18 protein-coding genes are annotated in these 22,751 nt (G+C 68.0%); 5 read left to right on the forward strand and 13 right to left on the reverse strand.

Features of this window, described 5'->3' with window-relative positions; all coding sequences use genetic code 11:
• Nucleotides 1-852: 852 nt before the first annotated feature.
• From ABZ919_RS32870 to ABZ919_RS32880, 3 genes are all read right to left on the reverse strand, one after another.
• Nucleotides 853-1,017 carry a hypothetical protein gene (locus ABZ919_RS32870; protein ID WP_361254994.1) on the reverse strand — a complete coding sequence of 55 codons (165 nt, stop codon included), beginning with the start codon at nucleotides 1,015-1,017 and terminating at the stop codon, nucleotides 853-855.
• Nucleotides 1,018-1,182: 165 nt separating this feature from the next.
• Nucleotides 1,183-2,910: a hypothetical protein gene (locus tag ABZ919_RS32875; RefSeq protein ID WP_361254997.1), complete on the reverse strand. Its 1,728-nt coding sequence runs from the start codon at nucleotides 2,908-2,910 to the stop codon at nucleotides 1,183-1,185.
• A 27-nt stretch (nucleotides 2,911-2,937) separates the two neighbouring features.
• Complete coding sequence (locus ABZ919_RS32880; protein WP_361254999.1) at nucleotides 2,938-3,789, reverse strand: Swt1 family HEPN domain-containing protein; 852 nt, start codon at nucleotides 3,787-3,789, stop codon at nucleotides 2,938-2,940.
• Nucleotides 3,790-3,977: 188 nt separating this feature from the next.
• On the opposite strand from ABZ919_RS32880, the gene ABZ919_RS32885 reads away from it, so the two are divergent.
• Nucleotides 3,978-4,154, forward strand: a complete 177-nt coding sequence (locus ABZ919_RS32885; protein WP_361255002.1) for a hypothetical protein — start codon at nucleotides 3,978-3,980, stop codon at nucleotides 4,152-4,154.
• 119 nt (nucleotides 4,155-4,273) lie between these two features.
• On the opposite strand, the gene ABZ919_RS32890 is transcribed toward ABZ919_RS32885, so the two are convergent.
• The 4 genes from ABZ919_RS32890 to ABZ919_RS32905 form a co-directional block, all read right to left on the reverse strand.
• Entirely contained in the window at nucleotides 4,274-5,068 is a 795-nt protein-coding gene (locus tag ABZ919_RS32890) for a hypothetical protein (protein WP_361255005.1), read from the reverse strand.
• A complete protein-coding gene (locus ABZ919_RS32895) occupies nucleotides 5,065-5,898 on the reverse strand; it encodes a hypothetical protein (protein WP_361255008.1) in 834 nt (277 codons plus the stop codon). The genes ABZ919_RS32890 and ABZ919_RS32895 overlap by 4 nt, the downstream gene beginning before the upstream one ends.
• Nucleotides 5,899-6,324: 426 nt before the next feature.
• Nucleotides 6,325-6,945 (reverse strand): hypothetical protein, encoded by a 621-nt coding sequence (locus ABZ919_RS32900; RefSeq protein WP_191878417.1) that lies wholly within the window; start codon nucleotides 6,943-6,945, stop codon nucleotides 6,325-6,327.
• On the reverse strand, nucleotides 6,946-8,832 hold the full coding sequence (locus tag ABZ919_RS32905; RefSeq protein WP_361255011.1) for a DnaB-like helicase C-terminal domain-containing protein: 1,887 nt from the start codon (nucleotides 8,830-8,832) through the stop codon (nucleotides 6,946-6,948).
• Between the two features lie 2,067 nt (nucleotides 8,833-10,899).
• On the opposite strand from ABZ919_RS32905, the gene ABZ919_RS32910 reads away from it, so the two are divergent.
• Nucleotides 10,900-12,882, forward strand: a complete 1,983-nt coding sequence (locus tag ABZ919_RS32910) for a hypothetical protein (RefSeq protein ID WP_361255014.1) — start codon at nucleotides 10,900-10,902, stop codon at nucleotides 12,880-12,882.
• 101 nt (nucleotides 12,883-12,983) lie between these two features.
• Complete coding sequence (locus tag ABZ919_RS32915) at nucleotides 12,984-13,196, forward strand: hypothetical protein (protein ID WP_361255017.1); 213 nt, start codon at nucleotides 12,984-12,986, stop codon at nucleotides 13,194-13,196.
• Between the two features lie 73 nt (nucleotides 13,197-13,269).
• Here the strand turns inward: ABZ919_RS32915 and ABZ919_RS32920 are convergent, their stop codons facing one another.
• Nucleotides 13,270-14,154, reverse strand: a complete 885-nt coding sequence (locus tag ABZ919_RS32920; RefSeq protein ID WP_361255020.1) for a PIN domain-containing protein — start codon at nucleotides 14,152-14,154, stop codon at nucleotides 13,270-13,272.
• 123 nt (nucleotides 14,155-14,277) lie between these two features.
• Here ABZ919_RS32920 and ABZ919_RS32925 point away from each other — a divergent pair, with 123 nt between their 5' ends.
• Entirely contained in the window at nucleotides 14,278-14,868 is a 591-nt protein-coding gene (locus ABZ919_RS32925) for a hypothetical protein (RefSeq protein ID WP_361255023.1), read from the forward strand.
• A 132-nt stretch (nucleotides 14,869-15,000) separates the two neighbouring features.
• Here the strand turns inward: ABZ919_RS32925 and ABZ919_RS32930 are convergent, their stop codons facing one another.
• Nucleotides 15,001-15,954 carry a hypothetical protein gene (locus ABZ919_RS32930; protein WP_361255026.1) on the reverse strand — a complete coding sequence of 318 codons (954 nt, stop codon included), beginning with the start codon at nucleotides 15,952-15,954 and terminating at the stop codon, nucleotides 15,001-15,003.
• 545 nt (nucleotides 15,955-16,499) lie between these two features.
• Here ABZ919_RS32930 and ABZ919_RS32935 point away from each other — a divergent pair.
• Nucleotides 16,500-17,609: a three-Cys-motif partner protein TcmP gene (locus tag ABZ919_RS32935; RefSeq protein ID WP_361255029.1), complete on the forward strand. Its 1,110-nt coding sequence runs from the start codon at nucleotides 16,500-16,502 to the stop codon at nucleotides 17,607-17,609.
• 47 nt (nucleotides 17,610-17,656) lie between these two features.
• On the opposite strand, the gene ABZ919_RS32940 is transcribed toward ABZ919_RS32935, so the two are convergent.
• The 4 genes from ABZ919_RS32940 to ABZ919_RS32955 all read right to left on the reverse strand — a co-directional run bounded on the left by ABZ919_RS32940 (nucleotide 17,657) and on the right by ABZ919_RS32955 (nucleotide 22,724).
• On the reverse strand, nucleotides 17,657-18,415 hold the full coding sequence (locus ABZ919_RS32940) for a phage Gp37/Gp68 family protein (protein ID WP_361255032.1): 759 nt from the start codon (nucleotides 18,413-18,415) through the stop codon (nucleotides 17,657-17,659).
• Nucleotides 18,416-18,718: 303 nt separating this feature from the next.
• Complete coding sequence (locus tag ABZ919_RS32945; RefSeq protein WP_361255034.1) at nucleotides 18,719-20,083, reverse strand: AAA domain-containing protein; 1,365 nt, start codon at nucleotides 20,081-20,083, stop codon at nucleotides 18,719-18,721.
• Nucleotides 20,080-21,582, reverse strand: coding sequence for a hypothetical protein (locus tag ABZ919_RS32950; RefSeq protein WP_361255037.1), 1,503 nt, complete (start codon nucleotides 21,580-21,582; stop codon nucleotides 20,080-20,082). Before ABZ919_RS32950 ends, ABZ919_RS32945 begins: the two co-directional genes overlap by 4 nt.
• Nucleotides 21,579-22,724, reverse strand: coding sequence for a hypothetical protein (locus tag ABZ919_RS32955; protein WP_361255040.1), 1,146 nt, complete (start codon nucleotides 22,722-22,724; stop codon nucleotides 21,579-21,581). Before ABZ919_RS32955 ends, ABZ919_RS32950 begins: the two co-directional genes overlap by 4 nt.
• Between the last annotated feature and the right edge of the window lie 27 nt (nucleotides 22,725-22,751).

Below are 22,751 nucleotides of genomic sequence, written 5' to 3' on the forward strand. Positions count from 1 at the left end.
CGCGCCGTCTCCTCCGGAGACATGACGCGCCGTCACTACGTGACGGAACGTTGCACCGTCGCTCCGCGACGATTTTGTAACGTCGCTCCGCGACGTTACAGGCTGGTAGGGAGGACGGGCGCCGGCCCTTCGTCACCGTTACATAATTGAAGTGCCGGCATCGTTTGGCTTTGGGTGCTCGTATTGAGTGCCCTGGCCTGCGAATATAATCTCTTGGGGCGCTCGAAGTCAGCTCCACCTTGCCACCAGTATGCGTTGAAGCGCCCTCCGGGCGCCCTTCCTACCTCCAATGTGTACCCACTTATGTAACGTTCTCGAAGATCGGTACACATTATGTAACGGCTACTCTTCGTGTTTGGAACAGTGGTCTGGACCTGTTGGGAAATTCGACGCCTGCAAGGGGCAGCTCCCAGAAGATCCTGCACTCGCCGAGAGAGTGCATTCACTCTCTTACATTTCCTGTTTTTGGGGGTGTTGGTTATTCTGTATCGATTCTCTCTGGACGGTGTTCTCCAAAGGGGTGAAATCGTTGTGTGTGAAGCAGAATATCAGGACCTAATTCGGGGCTCGTTTTTCGTGTGTGTGGGAGCTGGTGGGAGGCTTGTAGGACTTTTGTGTCTTCCGCCGGTTCGTCGCCGTGGTACCGCCCAACAGTGCTTTCAAGCAGTCTGGCGGTCGGCATGAGACGGCACCATCAGCCAGCCCCTGACCCCTGACCACGCTCGCGTCCCGGACGCGTTACTGGCCCGCGTCGACGAGTTCGTCGCGGGCCACGCCGAGCGACCGCCCCTTGTCGGCTTGGGCCGTGAGAAGCGCGGCCACCGCGGTGTCGCTCGCGAAGGCCGGTCCCAGCTAGGTGGCTGGAACCGGCGCCGGCTCCAGTTGCACGTCGCTCCCGAATGTCCGGGCCGCGTCGAAGAGGGTCTGGAGCGTGTGGATGCTTGCCACGTCGAACGCGCCGATGAAGGTGTTCCAGGTCTGAATGGCGGGGTCGTACTCGGACACGTGGCGCAGCACGGCCAGCTGCTCCTACCAACCGGAATCATCGGGGCGCGCCGCCCGGATCGTGACCTGGAGCAGCCAGCGGTCGTTGGGGGGCAGGGTCGGTAAGGAGGTCATGTTCCGACCGTAGAGCGTGCCTGTGACAACGGGAGCCACCGCGGCAGGCAGTCTGGTCTGGGGTCATACAGGCGCGACGGCTCCCTCTTCCTCTCGCGGCTCGCGTCCGGTGATCGTCTGGACTAGAACGAGAGCGGCCTGCAGGACCAGGGCGATGCGGTGGCGGGGCGGGCAATCGGCCAGGTCGTGGAGGACGTTGTTGCGCAGATTCATGCCTTCGTTCGGGTCGGCAAGCAGGAGGCGGAAGACGGTCGGCCACGGTGCTTCGAAGCCTGCGGCTTCCATGTCAGCGATGAGTGCGCCGAGTTGGCTGACCTGGCCGGGCCGCTCCCCTTGGGCATGTTGGATCACGGGGACGTCTGCGGCCCTGAGATGGCGGCGCAAGAGGCCTTCGATGCGGGTCAGGGAGAGGGCGATGGCGACGTCGTCGTCGTGTTCGAAGTAGGCCTGAAAGGCGCGGGCGAGACCGCGCATGCGCTCGTGCGGTGCCACGGGGGGACGGGTGAACAGGGCGAGCAGCTCGTCGATGGTGGGGGTGAAACGCTCCTGGATGCGGTCGAGCTGGGCTTCGGCAAGAAGGCCGTACACGTCCATGGCGAGGGTGCGAGTGTCGGTCCCGACAGGGCGTGTGGCGTCCTGCGTGGGGGGCGTGGTCACGACGGGACCGTTCATGTTGATCTTTGCTGTCGGTAGGCGCAGGAGTCCGCGGAGCGTGCCGTCCGGGAAGGGCGTGTCCGCTGTCTCGGGCAGCGTGGGAGCGTTCGCGGCGAGCGTCCACAGCGCCTCACTGAGGTCGTGTGCGGTGTCAACGGCCGCAAGGGCGGGAGCGAAGAAGTCGGCGGACACGTGTATCGGGATGCCGATCCGGGCCATATCGAGGTCCTCACGGTTGAGGCGCTGCTGCTGGCGGCGGATCTCCTCCAACGCCGCTGCGAGGCCCATCTTCTGGGCGTAAGCGGCGGCTTCCTCGAGACACATCAGCTGGGCCACACCGCCGAGCTGCTCGGCGCGGTCGGTGTAAGCGTCGACGATGCGCTCGTCGAGTCCACGCCGCTCGTCGTCGCCCGCAATACGCCGGAGGTCGGTCAGGAAGAACACGTGGTTGTGGAGGTCGGATCGGTACAGGTCCGCGGCCCGCTCCAGCAGCGGGCGCACCCTGTCGTGGTACTCCCGGTGTTCAAGCAGCGGCTCGGTCAACGCCGCAATGACTCCTGGGGCCGGCTCATCCCATCCCAGAGCGGTGTCGGACAGGGCGAGCATCTCGGTGACGACGTCCTCCAGTACTGGCTGTCGGGTCGTGACGGCCAGCTTGTATGCCGCGACGAGCGCATCGGCGGCCTGCATCCGGCCGATCGAGGCGAGTGGTTCTGATTCGTCCAGGAGTGCGGGGGCGGCTTGGCGGTACGCGTCGACTGCCGAGCGCAGGTGCTCGATCGGTCGCGCGCCATGACGTGCCTCCCACAACAGGTGGTGCAGGCGTGCCCGTACCGTCGGGTGGCCGGCGGCCTGCGCGTAAGCCGCCCAGACCTCACGTGCTTCATCCGGTATCTGGCCGAGTTCGCGCGGCCAGGGTTCAGGTCCGGCGCCTTGGTATTCGCCCTGGAGCGTGCCGTCGGGCCGGGTGAAGAAGAGCATCGCGGCGCGCAGCGCCTCCAAGTGCTGTCTCTGCGCCTCGGCCCAGGTGTGCCGGTCGGCCGCGGCCGCGAGTCCCTCGGCCACGACCGAGTGCGAGGGATAGGACGCCGACGCGGCGTCCAGCGCCGCGAGCACGGCACTGTGCACCTCTGTCATCTTTTTTCCTGCCTTCCGCCGTCGTCCTTATGACGCCTCGCGCTCGCAGTTCTCGCGGGGCAGGACGGTGTAGACGAACGATGCGCAGTGATCGAAACTCGCCAATCCGTTGACCCTGTGGTGAGGGCCGGAGCTCTCCATGTAGATGTGGATGTCGGTGCGGGCAGCGACGTCGAAGTCGCTGACGTGCCAGGTGAGCTCGACGTTGCATCCCGTGTGGCGGGAGAGTTCGGTCTCGTGATTTGGCAGCATCCACCAGGTGAGTTCGCGGCCCTGGGGATCGGTTCCGCGGCAGCGGAATGCCACAGTGTCGCCGGGGTGCAGGACCAGCCCGGTGCGCAGCAAGGTGCCGTGTTCCATCGGGTCCTGCGGGAAGTTGTCGATGCAGTTGCCGAAGCTGTCCGTGACGCTGTCGATGCGCGCGAAGAAGTCGCCGACGGGGTCCTGGCTGCTCATGTAGATGGTCACCTTGTTCCGCATCTCGCCCGCGATGCCGCTGAGGAGTTCTTCTTCGAAGGGCAGCAAGTCTCGGCTGTGTGCCACAGAGTTCCGCAGGGCCTCGAAGCGGCTGAGCAATCCCATGGTCTCGCTCCGGTCGCCCAGCGCGGGCTTGAAGTCCTCCCAGTGCTTCTTCAGAAGCGTGAGGACGTCGAAGAACTGGGCGTACGCCAACTCATTGCTCGGCACTGCGGCGACGCCCCGCCGCATACGGCGACCAGTCTCTTCGTCTCGGATCTCTCGCAGCCGCTCCACCTTCTCGGCGGTGAACACCTGGGAGACCCAGTCCTTGCCCAGCTTCCTCGTGAGCACCGTGGTGATGAGGTTCCTCAGCGCCTGCTCGCACGCCGCCAACGCTTCCGCCGGCGCCATCTGCGGCATTGCCTCGCCCCCTTCCTGCACAGGTCCCGGCAGGTCATCATCCCCGTCACTCACCGCGCACGTCACCGGGTTATCACCATGAGGAGTTCAGGCCAGGAGCCGTGCTACGAACCTCGCCGGCGCTGTCGCCTTCGCCGTCGACTACACCGTCTGCGCCCACTGCCAGCTCGGGTGAGTCGAGCAGCCCTATGGAGAAGTATCAGCGGTGCGGGATGGCCACCGCGGGCCTGGAGCACCCCGGCCTGTCCTGGCACGCCCTGGGCGGCCACTTCCAGGACTCCCGAGCCTTCTGGGCCGCTGTGGGCGCGGGCGTGTCGGGCAGGTATCAACAGCGCGACACCTGCCACCACACGCCCGACGGATGATCCCGACCAGGCCGCCCGGCCCGGGGAGGTTGCTGGCTGCCCTCCTTCGCCAGCGCCCCAGCACGCGTTGCGGTCGGTCATTTGGGGCGGCGCCGGCCGTCCAGCAGTGACGGCGTCGATCAACTGGGCCAGAACCACGTCACCCAGGCGGTCACAGCGGCTGCCGTCACAAGAGCGGCCGAAGCGGTCCACACGACCAACATCCACGGGAAGGCCCGCTGCGCCGTTTCGCCGATCTCGGCACGTGCTGATCCGCGTCGGTGCGCGACGGCAACGGGCGCAGTGACCGTCACGGAGGAGTTGTCGCCTGTGACGATGTTGATGTTCTGGAGTGCTTGAGCGACCTGGTCCGGTGTCGGGTCCTGTTGGCCGTGCGGCATGGCGGCTCGCAGCTCCCCGACCAGCTGGACCAGCCGGGTACGGACCTGGTCCAGGACCCCCTCCATGGCTGACGGGTGTACAGCCCAGTACAGCCTTAGCACCTGCCGGGGAGAGTTCTGGCTCATGAATACGGCTACTTCGGCAGCCAGAGCCGGAGCGAGTTGCACCGTCTGACCTGGCTGCCGGGCGATGAGCGACTCGATCTGGCCGACACTCTGCCCGAGGCGGAGAACGTCGCCCAGGCTCTCACGGGCGAAGTCCGGCAGGTCGAACATGCTGACCGGCTGTTCCCGGAACTGGAACCTCCCTGCGAGGCCGTCCATCACCAAGGGTGCCGAGATCCTGCGGTAGTCGGGGATCGGTACATCCGTGCCCTCGTAGCCCTGGAGTTCCCGCAGTGCCCAGGTGCGTAGCGGTTCGGAGTGGGCATGCCCGCCCAGGGCGATCACCTGGCGCAGGATCGGGGCGAGCGGGCGGCTCTCGTTGAGGACGTCGTCCTCCAGCCGATCCAGGCGGCTGCGGCTGAGTCTCACTTCGCCACGATCACGGTGGCGATGACGCCGGCGATCGCCGCGACTGCCGCGACGGCGGTCCAAATGACCGAGGTTCGGTGCCACCAGGGCTGGGGCGTCGCGGGCGCGGGTTCGTTGACGTTGGCGCTCGCGGTGCCGCCGCGGTCCGCCTTCGCGTGCGGGGCGGAGATGTGGAAGGTGGAGCCGTCACCTCCCGTGATGTTGAGGGCCTGTTGCGCGGCCGAGTCGATCTGGTTGGGGTTGGGGTTCGGCTGGCCGGCGGGCATGGCTGCTCTCACTTCCGCGACGAATTGGGTCAGACGGGTTCTGATGTGATCGAGGACGCCCTCGATGCTTGGTTTGGCGATCGCCCAGTACAGAGACGTGACGTTGGTGAACTCCTGACCGCTTTGCTGCTGCTGCCGTGTCATTGCCAGGGCGTACTCGGCTGATCCAGGTGGGCTGAGATGCACCGTCCTGTCGCTGGTGGCGATCAGAGCTTCGAGTTCCCGGACTCCTTGCCGGATCGGTGCGTTCTCCTCGATGCCGCGCTCACCAACGCCTTGGGGCAGCCGGTGAACACTGACCCGCTGGGTGTTGACCTGGTTGCTATAGCCCGGCAGGTTAACGACGAACTCCGCTTCGAGCGGTGCCGGCACCTTCCGGTAGGAGGGCAGCTCATCGGCCGCCGGGTACCCCTGCAGTTCCTTCAGGGCCCAGGCGCGCAGTTCCTCATGGTGAGCGTAGCCAGCCAGCAGGAGGCAGTGCCGGAGGGCAGAGGCGAGAGAGGCAGTGTCATCCAGTACGGCGCGCTCAAGCTGCTCCAGGCCCCGAACGTCGGAAGTCGTCACAGCGTCCAGTCTGCCCTGCCCCACTGACACCCCGGTCACCTTCGTCATGCCGCGACCCGAGGATGGCTGGCCTCTCGAGGTCGGTGGTCCCGGACGCGGCGCGAGGCCGGTTGCAGGCCCACTTCTTGAGGTCGCCGACGCGGTAGAGGAGTTCGGCGCCGCGCTTGTCGACCGGCTTGGGGAAGGTCCGGTCGTTGGCGTAGGCGTAGCGCAGGGCGGCTGGTGGTCGCGTGAGAATGACATGGCCCTTCGTCACTCATTTCAGCAACGAGTGAGCATCACCCGTCAGCGTCAACGACCAGGTCACCGCACTGCGCCACTGACGCCCCGACGACGACATGCGACCGCCGCTCCCCCGCAGACCATCAGTCTTACGGGGCGCCGAGCGCCGCTTTGGGCCGGTCAGGTCGGCTGCGGGCGGTCGTGTCAGGCGCCGATGCCGATGTAGGAGACGTAGGTGTAGGCGCCCCAGTCGGAGTCGAGTTCGGCAATGATGTCGTCCCAGAGGTCTTCCATGGTGTCCAGGTCGCCGGCGACGAGGGCGTCGACGGCGTCGTCCCAGATGTAGCGGACCTGCCGGTGTTGGATCCTCAGGTTGTCGCGGCGGCGTGGCTCGTCGACGGCGGCCTGGTTGACGGGGTGGATCTCGATGCGGGTGCCGCGGCCGTTGCGGTTGAGGTGCTGCTTGAGGGCGCCGGGATTGGTGAGCACGTTGTGGGCTCGCAGGTTCCAGTAGGCGGTGTCGATCGCTTCGAGGTTGGCCGGGCGCGGGCGCTGGGTGCCGCGGGTCCAGGCGCGGATCGTGGCGGGGGTAGCGGTGATGCCGGCGTCAGCCAGGGCTTGGGGGCCGCCTTTGGTGGTGGTGAGGTAGCGCATGCGGGCTTTCAGGCCACGGCGGGTGTCGACTGGGGATTTGATTCCGCCGTCGATGATCATGCGTTCGAGGGCGTCTTCGAGGGCGCGGGCGAGGGCGATTTTGCCGTGGACGTTTCCGGGGTCGCGGTCTGCGCCGTAGGTGCCGAAGTTCTTCCATCCGTCGGTCGACATCTATCGGGCGCTCTTCCTCGGCAGGGTGTACTGGTCTTTTTGTTTCATCTGGGTGGTGAGGCGGCCTTCGGTGAATACCGTGCGCCAGTCGCCAGCGACGTGAAGTTCGTCGGTGCCGCGGACGCGGACGACGGTCAGGCCGTTGCTGTGGGCCCGGTGGGACTTATACCAGAGGTTAGCGAATGCCTGGGAGCGGATGATGTGCATCCAGTCGGGTCGGCGGATGTCTCGGTTGACGCTTGATTCTCCGATGGTGGAGGTGAATTTCGAGTACATGGCTTTGATGTATTCGACGGTCACCGTGTCGTCGGCTTCGATGGCGTTTGCGCGGGCCTCGGTCAGAACGCGGCGGAATTTTTCCAGAAGGCCTTCGCTGGCGCCGGAGGTCCAGCGCTCGGTGATGTGCGGGGCCTCGCACAGGCCGAGGCGGGCGCAGCGGATGAGGAGGCGGATGGTGGCGTCGTCGAGGAGGACAGGGCCGTCTTCGCGGCGGTTGCCGATGGGATCGGGCAGGTGGGGGTGGTGCCAGGTGGGGCGGGCGGGGAGGCGGTAGATGCCGGAGCGCTTGGCGTCGAAGCCTCCGTTGGGGTCGTGGATCAAGGCGCCGATGGGCAGGTGGGTTTTGAAGGCGGACAGGAAGCTGGCGTTGGTGTCGAGGGCGTTCACGGTGATCGGAGGGTGGGTGCCGTTTTGTAGGGCCTCCATGAGGCGGGTGTTGGTCCAGTTGTGGCGGCCTTCCCAGATTTCGTCGGCGCCGCCTTTGGATTTCTTTCGGAGGAATTCGAGGGTTTCCGGGTAGACGGTGTGCTCGTAATTTCCGCCGACGCGGGTTGCTTCGAACAAGGCCATTGCGTTCGGTACGGCCTTTTTCACCAGGGCTTCGGTTGCGGCGGCGATGTCACCGTCGTGGTCGTGAAGGGCTTCGTCGATGGCGCGAGTGATCATGCCGGTGAAGTAGCTGTAGTCCCGGTTTGCGTAGCCGCCTTCAGACGGGGGTGGGGCGGTGCGGCGGGGCGATGGCCTGCGCGGGGCGGCGGTGTGGATTGTGGGGGCGGGGTCGGTGGGCGTTGGGTCTGGGGGCGGGCTGGTGGGGACTTGGAGAGGTGTCTGCGGGGTCTGTGCGAGGGTGTGCGGGGTCGCGGCCGGGGGTGGCATCTGTGGCGCTGAGGTGGGGGTGACCGCGCTGGTGTAGGGGGTGGTGGGGTCGGTGATGCGGGCGTGGGCGAGGTCGGCGTGGAGAGTGAGGGTGGCCTGCGGGCCTAGGTCGCGTTCGGTGATGGTGGCGTGGATCTGGTCGGCGTCGCGGGTCAGGGTGATGGTGACGTCGAGGCTGAGCGCGGCGATCAGGTGGGGGTCGTCGGTGTCGACGGCGGCGAGGACGGGGAGCTCGTGGGTGCGGGCCAGGTGTGCGAGGGCCTGGGCGGCGTCGGTGATCTGGGCTGGGCCGGACAGCGGCAGCCGGGGGTCTTCGGTGGTCTGGAGGCGGTCGACCACGACGAGGGCCAGGCCGGGCAGGTCCGGGACGCTCTCGGCGATCGCGCCGGTGGTCAGGTCGGTGCCGTCGTCGATGTACAGCGGCGCTTGGGCCAGGTCGTGGTGGAGGGCTGCGGTGTCGTCCTGCTCGGTGGGGGTGAGGCGGCCGGCTCGCAGGCGGCGGTAGTCGACGGGCAGGTGCGCGGCGACGATGCGTGCGGCGATGTCGGCTCGAGTGAGTCCGGAGGCGGCGTACAGGACGGGTTGGTGCTGGTCGAGGGCGCTGGTGCGTGCAGCGGCGGTGGCGATCAGGCTGGATCCGGCGCCTGGGGCGGCGGCAACGAGATAGAAGCGCCCGGGCTGCAGGCCGCCCAAGGCGTCGTCCAGGGTGCGGATGCCCGTCGACAGGCCCATCAGGGGTGTGGGTGTGGCGGTGTCACCGGTGGGGACGGTGATCGGGAGGACGGTGTCCAGGGCTTGCGCGAGTGCGGCCAGGCGCCGCGGGGTGCGCGGCGCAGTGATGGCCGGTGGGCCGCCGGCCGGGATGGCGGTCTCGTGGCCGGTACCGGGCATCGCGGGAGTGGGGGCCGGCGGGCCCGGCTCGGGCGGGGCCGAGGAAGGTGCCGGGAGGGCGGCCGGCGGTGTGACCGGGTGCTGGAGTGTTGGGGGGCCGGGGGTGGTGGGGGTGGGAGCGGTAGCGATAGGGGCTGGCGAGCCGGTGAGGGTGGTCGGCGGGGCCGGTGTGGCTGGGGTGGTACCGGGTGAGGCGGGGGGCGTATGGGCAGGTGCAGGCGTGTCTTGGGCTGGTGGCGCCGGTTCCGGCCGTGGTTCCGAGGGCGTGGTGGGTGCAGCGGCCGCTTCGGCCGGAGGAGTTGTCGGCGCGGATGCGAGGTCTTTGGCGGCCTCGGCTTCGGCTGTTGTGGTCGGGAGGGGGTTCTGGATTGGTTGCTGGCCCTCAAGGGGTGTTGTGGCGGAGACCGATGCTGCTGGTGCAGCCGGAGCCGCTGTGTCGGGTGCGGGCTCGGCTTGAAGTGCGGGCGGGGTGGGGGTGCCGTCCGCGGCTGCGGCGAGCAGGACGGCGACGGGGGTCTTGTGCCGGCACAGCACCTGGGGGTGGCCCTCGGCGCCGTACTGGATCAGATCCCCGAGCTTTTTGCGGGCGTCCACGAAGCTGTGGGTGGGGGCTTGGGTGAGGTCCCAGCCCAGTTCCGTTGCGTGGGCGGGGGTGGTGAGCAGTGCATGGTGCGGGCCACGTGTCAGGGGTGTGGGGTGCCCTTGGATGGCGGCGTTGATCAGCTGCTTAAGTGTGCTGCGGGCCTCGTGCAGCGTCGCCGGGCCGGTACGCGCCAGGGCGTGTGGCGTGTCCGCGTCAGGAGCGGTGGAGGTTGTTCCCGGCTCGTCCAACGGGCCTTCAACTGACTCGAGTTGACTGATCTCGCCGTGTCGGTGGCCGGCGTCTTCGGAGGCCGTCTTGGCCGCTGCGGATGGGGTGGGAGGTGTCGGGAAACTCAGGGGCCAGTTGCCCGCCCAGCGCGGAGCCTGGTCGGACGGCTCCGTCGAGGCTGCGGCCGGGGCAGTGTGGGCGGGGTTGCCCGGCACGGCAGCGCCGGAAGACGTCTCACCGGCGGTGCGGGATGAACGCGAGGACACTCGGGGACTCCAAGAGCAGAAGCGGCAAGCGGGTTGCGAGGGGGAAGGTCAGGCAGTCAGCTCGGCAGCGACCGCCTCTGCGAAACGACCGTGCCACCAAAATGTAACGCTGCCACCCAGTATAGCTGACGTTACATAATATTCGCTGGAATTGTGTAACGCCGAGGTTGGAGTCGCGGGTGATCACGGGGTCCGGTCCTGCCTCTGGAGGGTGACGACGGGTGAAGGACAGCAGGCCGTCAGCTCGGAGCCGTCAGGCGAGTGGCAACCCGCTCCATGGGGGGACAGGTTCTGTCATGGCCTTCAGCTGGGCGCGGAGGGCGGACTGCTCGACGGTCTGTGTTTGCCTTTCGGTCTCGTCCTCGGGCTCATCGTCAGGAGCGCACGCTGGAGACCCGGCCGCCCCCGAGCCGACGTGCGCGCTCGGGGCTGGGCCTTGGGCGGCCGCGCATAACCACTTCCCCACAAGCCGGGGCCACATGGTTGCTGCTCTAGCGGAAGGACAAAGTCCGGGATCCGGCATCAGGTTCTGCCGGCTCGCCCAGCGATGACGCTCAACTCCCTCTGACCGAAATGGAGTACGGAGTACAGCTATTACGCTAAGCTCACCGTTCATCGCGCCCCGTACGGGCACGGTTCGGGATCGCCAGGTCCGGCCAAGGCCGGAATCGTGCCCTGATGCCTCCGTACGCGGCCGGCCCAGGCGCAGGCCCGGCTACGGCCGGGATCCGATCTGGCCGGGAGCCCAGGAGTCACCCTGTGCGCCCTTCCATGTCACGGACCGGGCGGCACGTGCTGCTCCGGTCCTGCCGACCGAAGGTAGAAACTCAGATGGACAGCACGGCCAACATGGTCCTGCCCACGATCCCCGAGCGGGCCCCTACGGACGCCACCGAGCACCTGCAGAAGAACATCCGCGGCTGTCCTGCCGTCTCCCAGGCGGACTGGACTCCTGACGACGACGGCCGCGCGATCTTCGCCCGAGCATGCGTGGAACCGGGCGCAGTACGCCCGCTGTTTCCCGCGGACTTCGCCGGCACCGGGGAGGAACTGGGCTTCCTCAATGGCGGTGTACTGGCCGGTGTCCGACAGGTCCTCGCCCCCAGTACCCGTCTCTACACTCTCGATCTGCTACTCGTCTCCAATATCCGGGATCTGGAACAGAGCGACTACAGCGGTGCCGAGGAGATCCTCGGCGCACGGCCTTTCCCCGCTGCGACCGCACCGGCCAAGACCGCAGTTCTGGAGCTCCTGGCCTCCGGGCCGCAGGCGCTGGACTGGACTGCGGCGAGGCAGCGGTGGGCGCTCGAGCAGGTACGGCTCAGCATGTCGGGCCGCTCCATCGCGACGGTCACCACCGAAGGCCAGCGCCGACCAGCAGACGTGGCCCTGGCCCGCGTCGTGGACAGCTCCGGAAAGACCTTGGCACGAGGCCTGCTGGTGATCGACGGCCACGGCCGGGTCGCTGCCAAGCTGGACGCCCTGTGCCGGTTCTGCCAGGAAACCGATCTCCCCTATGACGTCCTGGCATTCACGACCCTGCCCGCCCAGGAGCAGATCCTCATTCTGGACCACCTCGGCGCGGCGGTACGCGCCGCGCGAGCCGCGCTGAACGAGACGGATACGTCGTCCGGCACCGTCGACTTCACCGTCCGGCACAAGGGCCGGGACCGGGAGGTCAGCATCCCGGCCAGGCTCGCTCTGGAGGCGGTGAACAGCTGGACCACCACGGCCTCCGTGGTGGTCGCCGGTTACCGGGAGCAGGACCGCGCGGACTTCTCCGCGTCCATCACCCGACGCTACGAGTCGATCCACAACGATGCCACCTCGCTGCCGGGCGGGACTGGGGCGGCGCGGCTCGCGGAGCAGGCCGTGGACCAACTCGCTGACGCCGGAGTCCTGGATGCCGTCCCCGGTTACGGCCGGAGGATCGCGCGGTACCTCAAGCTTCCCTCCGACCGCCCCGACGGACTAGAGCTGGAGTACCTGGCCCTGCTCGCGGTGTGGGCGTTCAGCCGGAGGACAGCCGCCGCCCAGCGTGTCTACGATGCCCTCGGCCTGAACGGTAGCGCCGGCAGCCCGCAGGTGCATAACAGGGGTGAGGTCGTCGCACACCTTGTGCGGCGTTGCCTGCCCCGCGCGAAGGCCGAGTACCACGCGGCCGCGGCGCAATCCTTGCTGGTCGGTTCCAGCAGCCTGCCCACGGAGCCTGTGCAGCGATCGTTCCACGAAGTGATCGACGACATCACCGGCAATCCGACGCCTCGGCTGCGGACGGCGGCTCTGGCCGAGGCGCGCGTCCGCACGCTGATCGCGGCAACCGCCAGCGGAATTCTGCAGGCCGCCTACGGCTCCCAGGCCAGCACCCGGCCGCGCGGCCAGGCCAGCGCCTTCGTCAACCGTATGCTCACCGACGGCGCCACCCCGCGAGCCGCATGGGGACGACGCCAAGCCGAAGCTATCGTCGCCACCTACTGGCAGTTCCAGGGTGCTGTCATCCCACCCCAGGTCGTCCAGGACAGCCCGCCGCCGAACGGCACCCGCTACGAGCCGGTCACCAAGAACGGCGAACCGGTGCCCGCCACCGACAAGTGGCTGCGCCATGCCTGGCACAACCGGCGCCCCGGGAAGATCATCACGAATGATCAGCACGAGACGAACATCTCGGAGCAGCTGGCCCTCGCTGATACGGCGCTGGCCGCCTACGCGCTCCACCTCGGCCCGACAGGCACCGTGACCCAGCAGTGGCTCGATGGCACCCGCAACCAGCTCTTCGACCTCACCGGCACCGTGAGCCGCCTGCGCGCCACCTGATCCCTGGCCACACCTCACCTCCGGCCCGGGTGTCTGCCGGCCGCACCGCCTTCCTGCGGCGCAGCGGCGGGCAGACACCCGGGCCGGACATCGGGCCACCGATGAGCACCATCGAGGAGCCACAGCCCGGCCAGACGCCCCCGGGACGACACGAACAAGCCCGGACCCGGCTGCGGCAGCTCGTGGGCAGCGGCGCCGCCATCGCCTGCGCTCTCTCGCCCGTACAACGGGCCACGGGCATCGCCCGCGGTGCCGTCGGCTCCCTGGGCGCCAGCGCGACCGGGTGGATTCTCCGGTGGATCCAGCAGCGCTGACCCGGCCCAGCTGATCGCGGAGCCCACCGCCATGGGTGGCCCGGGTCCCCCAGACCGGGGCCACCCATTTCCATCAAGGCGCCTCGAAGAACGGCAATCCGACGGCAGCGAGCTTCGTCTGAAGATTGATGTCTCTCGTGGCCACATAGACCGCAGAACCTGGGTGCCGGGACTGCAGCAACAAAGTGGAGGCCACGAAGCGGTCGTCCGGCACGTCCAGGTCGAGCCAGTTCGGCAGGGTGTCGCCCTTGGGTTCGATGTGCTCGAAGATGGCTTGCACGTCGCCGGCCACCCGTACGCCGCGAAGCACGTTGCCGTTGGTCCGTAGCCCCTTCAGGCGGCGGTCCGCCTTCTTCGCGGCGTCCCGGAGGTCCGGGGTGCGGCCGGCGAGCTTCTTGTCGTCCAGTTCCCGCAGCACCACCGGGAACAGGTGGACCATGTACCGCTTGCCGAGCACGGACGTGTAGATCGCCACATCGGGGTCATCGAGCAGCATGTTCGTGTCGACCGTGACGCGCACCGGCCATTCGTCCTCGGGCAAGAGTTCGCCCAGCTTCCGGAGCATGGCCACCGCTTCCTTGATCTTGTCGACGGCCCCTTCGATGGTGGCAGGAATGCTGGTGTCCCGGGGGCGCTCAAGCCAGCGCTGCAGCAGGGCAAGGCTCTTGTCGAGGCGTTTGGTGACCTCCGGTGTCGGGTGCGGGAACAGGAGCCGGAACAGCGGTTCCCATTCACGAACTCGCCCCAGCAGCTCCATCCTTCGGGCTTCGAGTTCGGGACTGCTGGGTACCCAGCCCCACTTCGGCGCTCCGAAGTGAACAATGCCGTTGGAGTGGCGGTTCGGATCAACGTTCCGAATCTGTGAGTCCGCGAGGACCTGCAGGAAGTCCGCTTCCATCAGGTCCAGGTCCGACCGGAGGCGATCCAGGTACGTCGGCGGGGCAGGTGTGGAGGCCATCTGCCGATGATGCCGCACGCCGCTGACAGGCCCCTCCCGTCAGCGCGTCGAGACGGCGACGGGCTGGTGCAGAAGCAGCGACGCTAACGCGCAAGACCGGCTACCCACGAGGCCCGCGGTGACTTGGGCGAACTGCGGGACGTCCTGAGCAAGCAGGACACGCTCCGGGACGCCAATGCCTTCAACTGGGCTTCTTTGTACAGGCGTCCGGAGCCTCGCGAGGGCGGTTTCCTGCTGGCCGACGCTCCCCGTCGCGGGCTGCTGGTCGAGTCGGACGGGACCGTCACTGGGGCCGCGTCGGCGACTGCGGAAATGCTGGGTTGGGCAATGGAGCGCTACTACGACGGCGGAGCGCGCAGGATCAGCGTGTTCGTGCTGACCGAGATCACGCTGGAGTACTTCCGCTTGGTCGACCGGCATGTGCTGCCGCTAGTCGACGGCTCATGGACACATCGGATCGTCGCCTCAGACTTCACCCAGTCGCCCGGACGCGTTCTCGCCGCCGGCGATGACCCGGCCTTCCCGTTCCAGGGTGTTCCGCAGCGGGCCACGAGCGACGACTGGAACCACAGTTGGCAGGCCCTAGGCGATCCGGAACGCGATGCCTACGAAGCACTACGCCACATCTATGCGCTCTTCGGCCTCGATGTCACCGTCAACCCGTTCGTCGACACGGACCGCGTGAGCACGGCCAAGCTGCTGGCGAAGAGGTAGCGGGCCTCCGGCCCCGGCCGCCCTGACCGGTTGGCGCACCGTGACGCCGGTGCCCGTTGAACCACGCGGTCCCAAGCCGAGGCCCGGGGATATGATGGTTGATCCCCGGGAGTTTCGGTGTTGCAGGCGCGTCTACTGGGTCAACGCGGCGAGGGCCTGCTCCGCCATCTGGACGCCCATCGTGGCCGCGATGGTGGTACCGGCCTCCAGGAGCTTGTCCTTGAGCTGGGTGGCGAACTGACGCAGGCGGCCCGGCTCAGGGTTCTCGGAGGTCGCCTCGGTGTGGAGGTCCTGGGCGACGCGCTCCAGCTCGGCTCGGTCCGCGTCGGACATGCCCAGGGTGGTGCTGACCTGGCCGATGTACCCGGCAAGCTGGGCGAACAGCGTCGGGTCGACGCCGTCGGTGTTGTTCTGGGTGAAGTGCTGCTGCTCGCCGATGATGACGCCCTTGGCGTTCGGCATGTAGTTGTTGTACGTGGTGCCGGGGCGGGGCTGATTGATGTGGTCCTGCACGCTTCCTCCTACCAGGGCGCAGCTGACGCCCTGGGGTGTGATGGCGACCGTAGCCGGGTCGGTGTCGATGTGGTGGATAAGGCCGTGCTCTGCCAGGTAGGCGAGCGCCTGGTGCAGCTCGTTCCCGCTGATCTCGGTTCCGGCGAAGTACGATCCGGGCGTCGCGAGGAACAGAGCCGGATCGACGGGCGTCTGGTCGCTGACGGTATCGAAGAGCCACCGCAGCAAGGCGTCCATCGTGTGCCGGATCCGGGCGGCACGGTCCTTCTGCAGGTCCTTCAGCTGACGCACGGCGACGCGGCCGGGGTCGGTGAGATGGACGTGGGTCTTGGCCCCTCCCATGACGCGGAGGATCTCTACCAAGCCGTGCTGCTCCAGCTGGAGAGCAAGGATGGCCGGATCTTCGTCCTCCAGCTGGAGCTCCTCAACGAACGGGGCGACATCGATGTACATCGACGGGGTCTGCTTCGCACAGCCGTCCAGCCACAGCAGCAGCCGGGCCAGATAGCCGCTGCTCTCGGTTACGTCACCGCCGGCGACTGCGCTGGCGGTGGCATCGAGCTGGGCAGACACGCGAGGAGGGTTTCGTCGTTGAGCGCGCTCCAGGCTCTTGTTGGTCTCCTTGACCAAGTTTCTCGCCCACTTGTCCAGCTCACGCTTGTTGATTCCGCTGCGGGCCACGTTGCCCTCCTGTCTCACGTGCCTCATGGCCAGCCTACGGAGGGGGACTGACAACGGGAGGGCCCGTGGATGGTCACGACGGGTCGGTGGTGCGGAGGGCGGTCGGGGCCCGGTTGCGTGCCCAGCGCCTGATGCTGGCGATCGCCAGCACGCCGGATCATGATCGTTTGTGGTGGGATGCGCGGCCGCGGGTGAGGCCACCAGCCCGGCGGCATCCCGGACAGGCCGTTTGACCGGGCACAGGGAGAGCATGTTGGTCTGTCCTGCCGCCCTCACGAACCACCGATCGGGGCATCGCCTGGTTTCGGTGTCTGCAGTGCACAAACGGGAACGGGCGGCTCGTACGTGCTCTTTACACCGAACCGGGTTGCTCTCACCATCAATGGCCTAGGGGTGCGGCTGGCACATGCCCGCCCATCGACCTGGAGGGGGCCGGGATGGGTGTGTTATGGAAGCTGGAACCGGCGACAGCCGCCAAACACCGCCTGTACCAGCGCTACCTGGATGCCTGGTGGCCCATTCTGCTGCAGACGTCCCAGCGCACTGGTTATGCCCGCCCCCGCGTCACGCTCCTTGACGCTTTCGCCGGTCCCGGCCGCTACCAGGACGGCGAGCCGGGCTCGCCCGTCTTCGTCCTCGAACGTCTGCTGAATCACAGCGCAGTCGACCGCATGCACCTCAGCCCTCGGCGCGTGCACCTGATCTTCATCGAGAAGGACCCTGCCCGGCACAAGCATCTGATGGGCGAACTCCACGCCCGCTTCGGGCCGTTGCGTGACCTGCCGGTCCACATCGAAGTCCAGCGCGGCGACGCCGGCACCGACAGCATGCCCCTGCTGACCCGGCTGGGTGCCTGGGGCCACCCCATCCTCGGCATCTTCGACAGCTGGGGCAGTGTCAATGTTCCGCTGGACGTGATGCGGCGCATCGCCCGCAATCCCTCCAGCGAGGTCGTCACCACCTTCGGCCCCAACTGGTTCAGCCGACGCGAGAACCTCAACCCGGACGTCCTCGACAAGGTCTTCGGCGGCCGGGCGTTCTGGACGCCCGCGGATGCTGAGCTGCGCCCCGACGAGCGGTGGCGCGTGTGGCTGTCGACCTACCGGGACGCTCTGCGCCGGTCGGGCTTCCCCTACCAGCTGCAGTTCGAACTCGTCCCCCGCACGGGACAGCCTCTCTACCTCGTCTTCGGTACCGGCAGCACGGCCGGCCTGAAAGCGATGAAGGACGCTATGTGGAAGGTCGACGACCGGGACGGCGAAAGTTTCCGCGACCCGCGCACGCGCGGGGCGATCCCGGACGGCCAGATCGACCTGTTCCAGGCGGCAGGACTCGCCGACACCGAACTTCTGGAGCTGGTCGCGCAGCGCCTGTCGATGGGACCGGCCACGGTGGAGACGGTGGGCGAGTGGCTGCTGGCCGAGACCTCGCGCTGGCTGCCCAAGCATGCGCTGCAAGCCATACGTGAGATGCGGCAAAACGGTCAGGTGACCCTGCTCTCCAGCGGGAAGCTCACGGCGAAGAGCCAGGTCAGCCTGCCCGCCTGAAATAGCATCCCTCTCGACAGTCCCTCCAAGGGCGCCTGCCGCGCGGATCACACGTGGACGCGTTCCTCGGGGTATTCACGAACCTGCAGAGCGGGCGGGAACTGGCTGATTTCCTTGTGCTCCTTGCCCCAACGGGACCCGAGCTGCTTCACGAACGCAGCGCAGCCGGACTGTCGGGACCTGGCCACCACGTCCGCCGCCCAGGCCAGGTCCATGGGGCGGGCCCCCAGTCCGGATTCGCCACCCACGATCACCCAGTCGATGCCGGTCAGGTCCAGGCCGCTCAGCGGGCCGAGCAACGGCTCGCACGACAAGAATCGCACCGCGGCCGGCACCTGGCGCAGATCCTCGATGCGAGGCAGTTCCTTCGCGCTCTCCACCGAGACCCCCATCCACAAATTCGTCGGCCACTCCAGCCGCCCGGCGATCTGCCGCAGGCGCCGGGCCCGCTTGGTGAGAACCTGGTACGTGTGCTGCGGAGTCTCAGCGATCACCTCGAAGACCTGCCGCACATAGTCGAGTGGCACCCGGGCATGGAACAGGTCGCTCATCGAGTTCACGAACACCGTCCGCGGGCTCTTCCACCCATACGGCACCCGCAGGGCGTCCGGATGCAGCGTGAGCCCGAAGCCCGGCCCGGACGTACGCGGATCACCGTCGGCCTGGTACTTGGCCGAGCCCATCGCCTTCAGCCGCTTCGCCAGCGTCAGCGCATAGCAGTGATCGCATCCGGCGGAGATGCGGTCGCAGCCCGTCGTCGGGTTCCACGTCGCCTCGGTCCACTCGATCGCGCTGCGGTCACTCACCGGCCGGCCCTCCATCCCCTCGAACCGCGCCTCGCCCCGGCGGCCCGGTCACAGTCGCTGCATCCCCAACGACGTGTCGCATCACCGGACACCGGCATCCAACCATCTGACCGGCGCGCAGTAGCCACTAATTCGATAATAGAACACTTGTCTTAATTTTCGGAGGTGGTAGGCCAGTGCAAACCAGCCTCCCTGCCGACGGTCAGCAAGCAGTTCCGGCTTGTTGACGGCGTTTCCCACGGCTGGAACCTGATGCACAGCGCCCGCAGCCCGGCCGACGCGCACGTTGCGGGCACGTGCTGCTCATCCGCGTCGGCGACCGGGCTGTGCCTGGGCGTGGATGGTGTGCTGAGCCATGTGGGCGAGGACTGCATGGTTGGCCTCCCAGCCGTCGGCAACCTTGGAGGCGGCTCCGGGGTGTACGGGGTCGTTGGAGGGGTGGGCGTCGAGGAGTTCGGCAATGCCGGCGCGGGCCACGACGATGCAGGCGTGGCGGTGTCGTGAGGTGAGGACGCACAGGCGGCCGGCTTCCAGGTGGAAGGCGGAGGCGTCGCCGCGGCCGGAGAGGGGGTGCAGGACGATGGTGACGCGGAATTCGCAGCCTTGCAGTCGGTTGGCGGTGTCGACGGTGACGCCGTGCAGTTGGGGGTACTGGCGGGCCAGGAGAGCGCGGATGTGGTGGGCCTGGCTGCGGTGGGCGGTACCGATGGCGATGTCGCCCGGCAGCAGGACGTGGCCTTCGGGGTTTTCCTCGCAGGTGGTGAGGGCGCGCCGGGCCAGCAGCCGCTCGGCGATGCCGAGGACGGCCTGGAAGGCTTCGATGTCGAGCTGGCCGGTGATGCGGGCCGGTAGTTCGAACAGTGCCCATCCGGTTCGGGCGGCGTGTTCGATGACCTCGTCGGTAGGGGTGCGCATGCCGGTGATGGGGAACGTGAGGGTGCGGTCGGCTTCACGGCTTCCGGTGTGGAAGGGCGTGAAGGGGTAGAAGGCGTCGCTGATCAGGGGGACGGCTGAGGGCGGCAGGCGCCAGGACACGGGCAGGGAGTGGACGGGCAGGTCGCGGTTGTTGGCGAGCAGGACGGCGACCGCGCTGTTCATGGGGTCATGGGACAGGCCTTGGAAACGGTCGGTCTCGACTGCGGAGAAGGGGTCGAGTTGGCCGGGATCTCCGACGAAGAGTGCCCGGTCGAAGAGGCCAGCGGTCCACAAAAGCATGTCGGAGCGCATCTGGTAGGCCTCGTCGATGATCGCCCATGGCCATCGGCGGTCGGTGACCGTGGCCCATTTCATGGCGGTTCCCACGATGACGTCGGCCGTCTTTTCGAGGGCTTCGATGCGGGTGCCGATACGGATGCCGGGATGTGCCTGCAGGTCGCCTGGGACTGTATGTTCCGTTCCAGTGAGCCGGGCGATGCGCAAATGCGGGTGGTGCCGGGCGAATCGCCGTACGAGATGGTCGACCTGGCTGTTGGTCTGGGCGATGACGGCGCAGGGGGCGCTGGATTGCGCGAGGGCGTCGGCGGCTCGGGCGACCAGGGTGGATTTGCCGGCGCCGGGCGGGGAGTCCACGACGAGTCCGCGGTGGGTGAGCGTGGGCAGTTGCTCCAGGATGGCGCGGGCGGCCGTGTCCATCTGCTGCTGCGGCGATGGCTGGTGGGAAGGTGTCACTGTTCTTCCTCGCCTTCGTCCTCGTCGCTGTCGGCCGGATGGTCGGCAGGAGGCCCGCCGTGGGTCCAGGGGGTCTGGTCTCGTGCGGGGAATTCCGGCATCCGGTAGTGGTCTGGTGCGATGGTGAACACGAGGAAGGCGCCGGATTCGGGCAGGACGGCGTGGTTGGGGCGGGTCACGGTGCCCATGCCGGCGGTGATCTCGAGTTCGACGAGGGTGTCGCCGTCGGCCGGAGTGACCTCGCAGATCTTGTAGCGGGCGTTTGGGTGGGTGTGGCAGGCCAGGAGCTGGCCGGGTTCCATGGGCACGGGGTCCGGGGTGGACACGGTGAGCCGGGGCCGCCATTGTGCTCGTCCGGTGGGTCCGCGCAGAGTGCGTTCCGGGTCGATAGTGGTGACGGGGCCGCCGAAGGCTTCGCCGGTGGTGCGCAGTTCTGCGCGTACGAAGGGATCGTCGGCGGCGCGTTCGGCGGCGAAGGCGGCGGCTGCGTGTTCCATGCGGGCCAGGCGGACGGCGGCGGCGACGGCGTAGTCGCGGGCCGGCCGGGGGCGTCCGTCCTGGGCCAGGTAGATGCATTCGTCGGTGAATGCGGTGCGTTCCTGGTCCCAGCGGCGTGCGGTGCCCTTGGCTTCGGGGAGGGCCTGCAGGAGCGCGTAGGCCTGCCACATCAATTCCCAGGTGGGCTGCATGTAGGTGGCCAGCAGGCGGTCGAGTTCTTGCAGAGTGCGGGTCTGCTCCTGCCCCTGGGACCGGTGCCGGGCGCGGGCGTAGGCGTCGAACAGGGGCGCCAGGTGGTCGTTGTCGAAGGCGGCGTCGGTGGCTGGTCCCGCCGGGCGGTAGGTGGCCGGGTCTTCTGCTGTGTGTGCGGCGTCGCGTCCCGAGGCTGCGTGGCGGGGTGGGTCGATCCAGGCCAGCAGGGTGGCGAGGTCCTCGTCCTCTAGGGGGCTTTGGCCGCTGATCCAGTGCATGCCGAGGAAGCTGGTCATGGGGATGAGGGCGGCTGAGCCGGGGAGGTCGGCGCGGTCGGTGAGATAGGTGAGCCAGTGTCCCAGGCGCTGGACGGCTCGGGAGTCGGGATTCTGGCCGTCGACGCTGCGGAATCTCAGGTCGTCTCCAAGGTCTTTCAGGTACTGCACGGTCTGGGGGTTGGGGACGAGGATCTGGGGGGCGTCGGTGTAGCGGCGGCGTGCCGGCTTGCTGGAGGTGGCGGGCAGGTGTTCGCTGTGCCGCTGGCAGGCGTCGATATATGCGGTGACGGCGTCTGCGAGGGTGGCGAGCATGGGGGCGGTGCTGCCTGAGGGCGGCGCGACCAGGAGCCGGGGGCGGTGCGGGTCGGTGCCCAGCATGACGGCCAGCGGTCGTGCGGCGGGGCCGGTCTGCTTCAGCGCCAGCAGCATCAGCGGCTGGTCGCTGAGGTGGAGGTGGCGCAGTTGGCTGGCGCGTTGGGCGTTGCCGGTGTGGGCGGCGCGCATCCGCAGGAGTGAGGTCAGAAGGCTCATGCGGTGTCCGTCTGGAGGTCTGCGTGGATGCGCTGTGCGTGGCGCAGGGCCTGGGTGATGTCTTTCTGGCCCCGTGAGGGGTGCAGGTGCCCGTCGGTGAGGGCCAGGGCCGTGGCGATGGCGTCGATTCCCGCGAGGTCGTCGTGGACTGCGGCGCCCAGGGCCGCGGTCCTGCCCTGGTTGCGGGCCTCGGTGCGGCAGTGGAAGGCCAGGTCGCAGTGGTGACGGCAGCCGGGGGTGTAGTACGGCCGCACAGTGGCGAGTGCGGCAACGAGTTCACCGCGGGGCCGGGTCGGTCTCTGGTCGGGGCCAGGCGCCAGGTCGAAGGTGGTGTTGGGGGGAAGCTTGTCCAGCAGTTCGGGCAGGCGCCTCAGTCTGCCGAGGTGGCGGCTCAGGTACTTGACCTGCTTGTGGGCGCTGAAGGGCGTGGCGGTGGGGTGGCGGGTGAAGTTGCGCGGGTTGACCAGGATCACGGTGTCGGAGACGCGGTCCGGCGGGAGGCCGTCACCAGCGAGGAGTTCACGCAGGGCCAGGACGTAGGCTGCGGCCTGGGTCAGCGCTGCGGTGGCCTTGATGGGATCGGGCTGTCCGTGGATGACGGGGAAGGATTTGATCTCCACGACGTGAAAGACGCCGTCGCGCTGGAAGGCGATGACGTCGGGCTCGAGGTAGACCTGGTGGCCGGCGACGGTTAGACACAGTACGGGGTGGTCGAGCAGGGTGCGAGGGTCGTCCGACCGGCGGTGTGCTGCGCTGAGGATGCGGGAGCGGGTGTGGGCGCGGCGTAGCTTCAGGGGGGACTTGTCGTCATCGCTGCCGACGCTGTTGACGTCCTCGTAGGACACCTCCGACAAGGTCAGGCCCAGGGCTTGGCGGAGCAGCGGCACCAGGGGTGCTCCGGCTTGGGCGGTGACCTGGCGTTCGAAGGCGATGCCGTAGTCGAGGGCGAGCTGGGATTTTCTCAGCGGCCGCGGGAGGCCTAGATGGGCGGCGAGGGCGTCTTTGTCGATGCCGGCCGCGTCCAGCAGGGAGCGGCGGTCGCAGCTCGGATTGGCGGTCAGTGCTGCCAGGGTGCGTGCATTGTGTGGGATGGGCGGCGCGGTTCCGCGTAATACGCCCAGTCGTGTGTCGAGCGAGCTCACTGTTTTCCTTGGCGGGACAGGGCACAG

The sequence above is a fragment of the Streptomyces sp. NPDC046759 genome, assembly GCF_040645475.1.
Classification (GTDB): Bacteria; Actinomycetota; Actinomycetes; order Streptomycetales; family Streptomycetaceae; genus Streptomyces.

What these genes read in the sequence shown, in the direction of transcription:
- ABZ919_RS32885 (WP_361255002.1), top strand. Translation starts at nt 3,978, where the DNA reads ATGGAGAAGTATCAGCGGTGCGGGATGGCCACCGCGGGCCTGGAGCAC.
- ABZ919_RS32875 (WP_361254997.1), bottom strand. Translation starts at nt 2,910, where the DNA reads ATGACAGAGGTGCACAGTGCCGTGCTCGCGGCGCTGGACGCCGCGTCG.
- ABZ919_RS32920 (WP_361255020.1), bottom strand. Translation starts at nt 14,154, where the DNA reads ATGGCCTCCACACCTGCCCCGCCGACGTACCTGGATCGCCTCCGGTCG.
- ABZ919_RS32880 (WP_361254999.1), bottom strand. Translation starts at nt 3,789, where the DNA reads ATGCCGCAGATGGCGCCGGCGGAAGCGTTGGCGGCGTGCGAGCAGGCG.
- ABZ919_RS32915 (WP_361255017.1), top strand. Translation starts at nt 12,984, where the DNA reads ATGAGCACCATCGAGGAGCCACAGCCCGGCCAGACGCCCCCGGGACGA.
- ABZ919_RS32900 (WP_191878417.1), bottom strand. Translation starts at nt 6,945, where the DNA reads ATGTCGACCGACGGATGGAAGAACTTCGGCACCTACGGCGCAGACCGC.
- ABZ919_RS32950 (WP_361255037.1), bottom strand. Translation starts at nt 21,582, where the DNA reads ATGAGCCTTCTGACCTCACTCCTGCGGATGCGCGCCGCCCACACCGGC.
- ABZ919_RS32910 (WP_361255014.1), top strand. Translation starts at nt 10,900, where the DNA reads ATGGACAGCACGGCCAACATGGTCCTGCCCACGATCCCCGAGCGGGCC.
- ABZ919_RS32905 (WP_361255011.1), bottom strand. Translation starts at nt 8,832, where the DNA reads ATGGGCCTGTCGACGGGCATCCGCACCCTGGACGACGCCTTGGGCGGC.
- ABZ919_RS32935 (WP_361255029.1), top strand. Translation starts at nt 16,500, where the DNA reads ATGGGTGTGTTATGGAAGCTGGAACCGGCGACAGCCGCCAAACACCGC.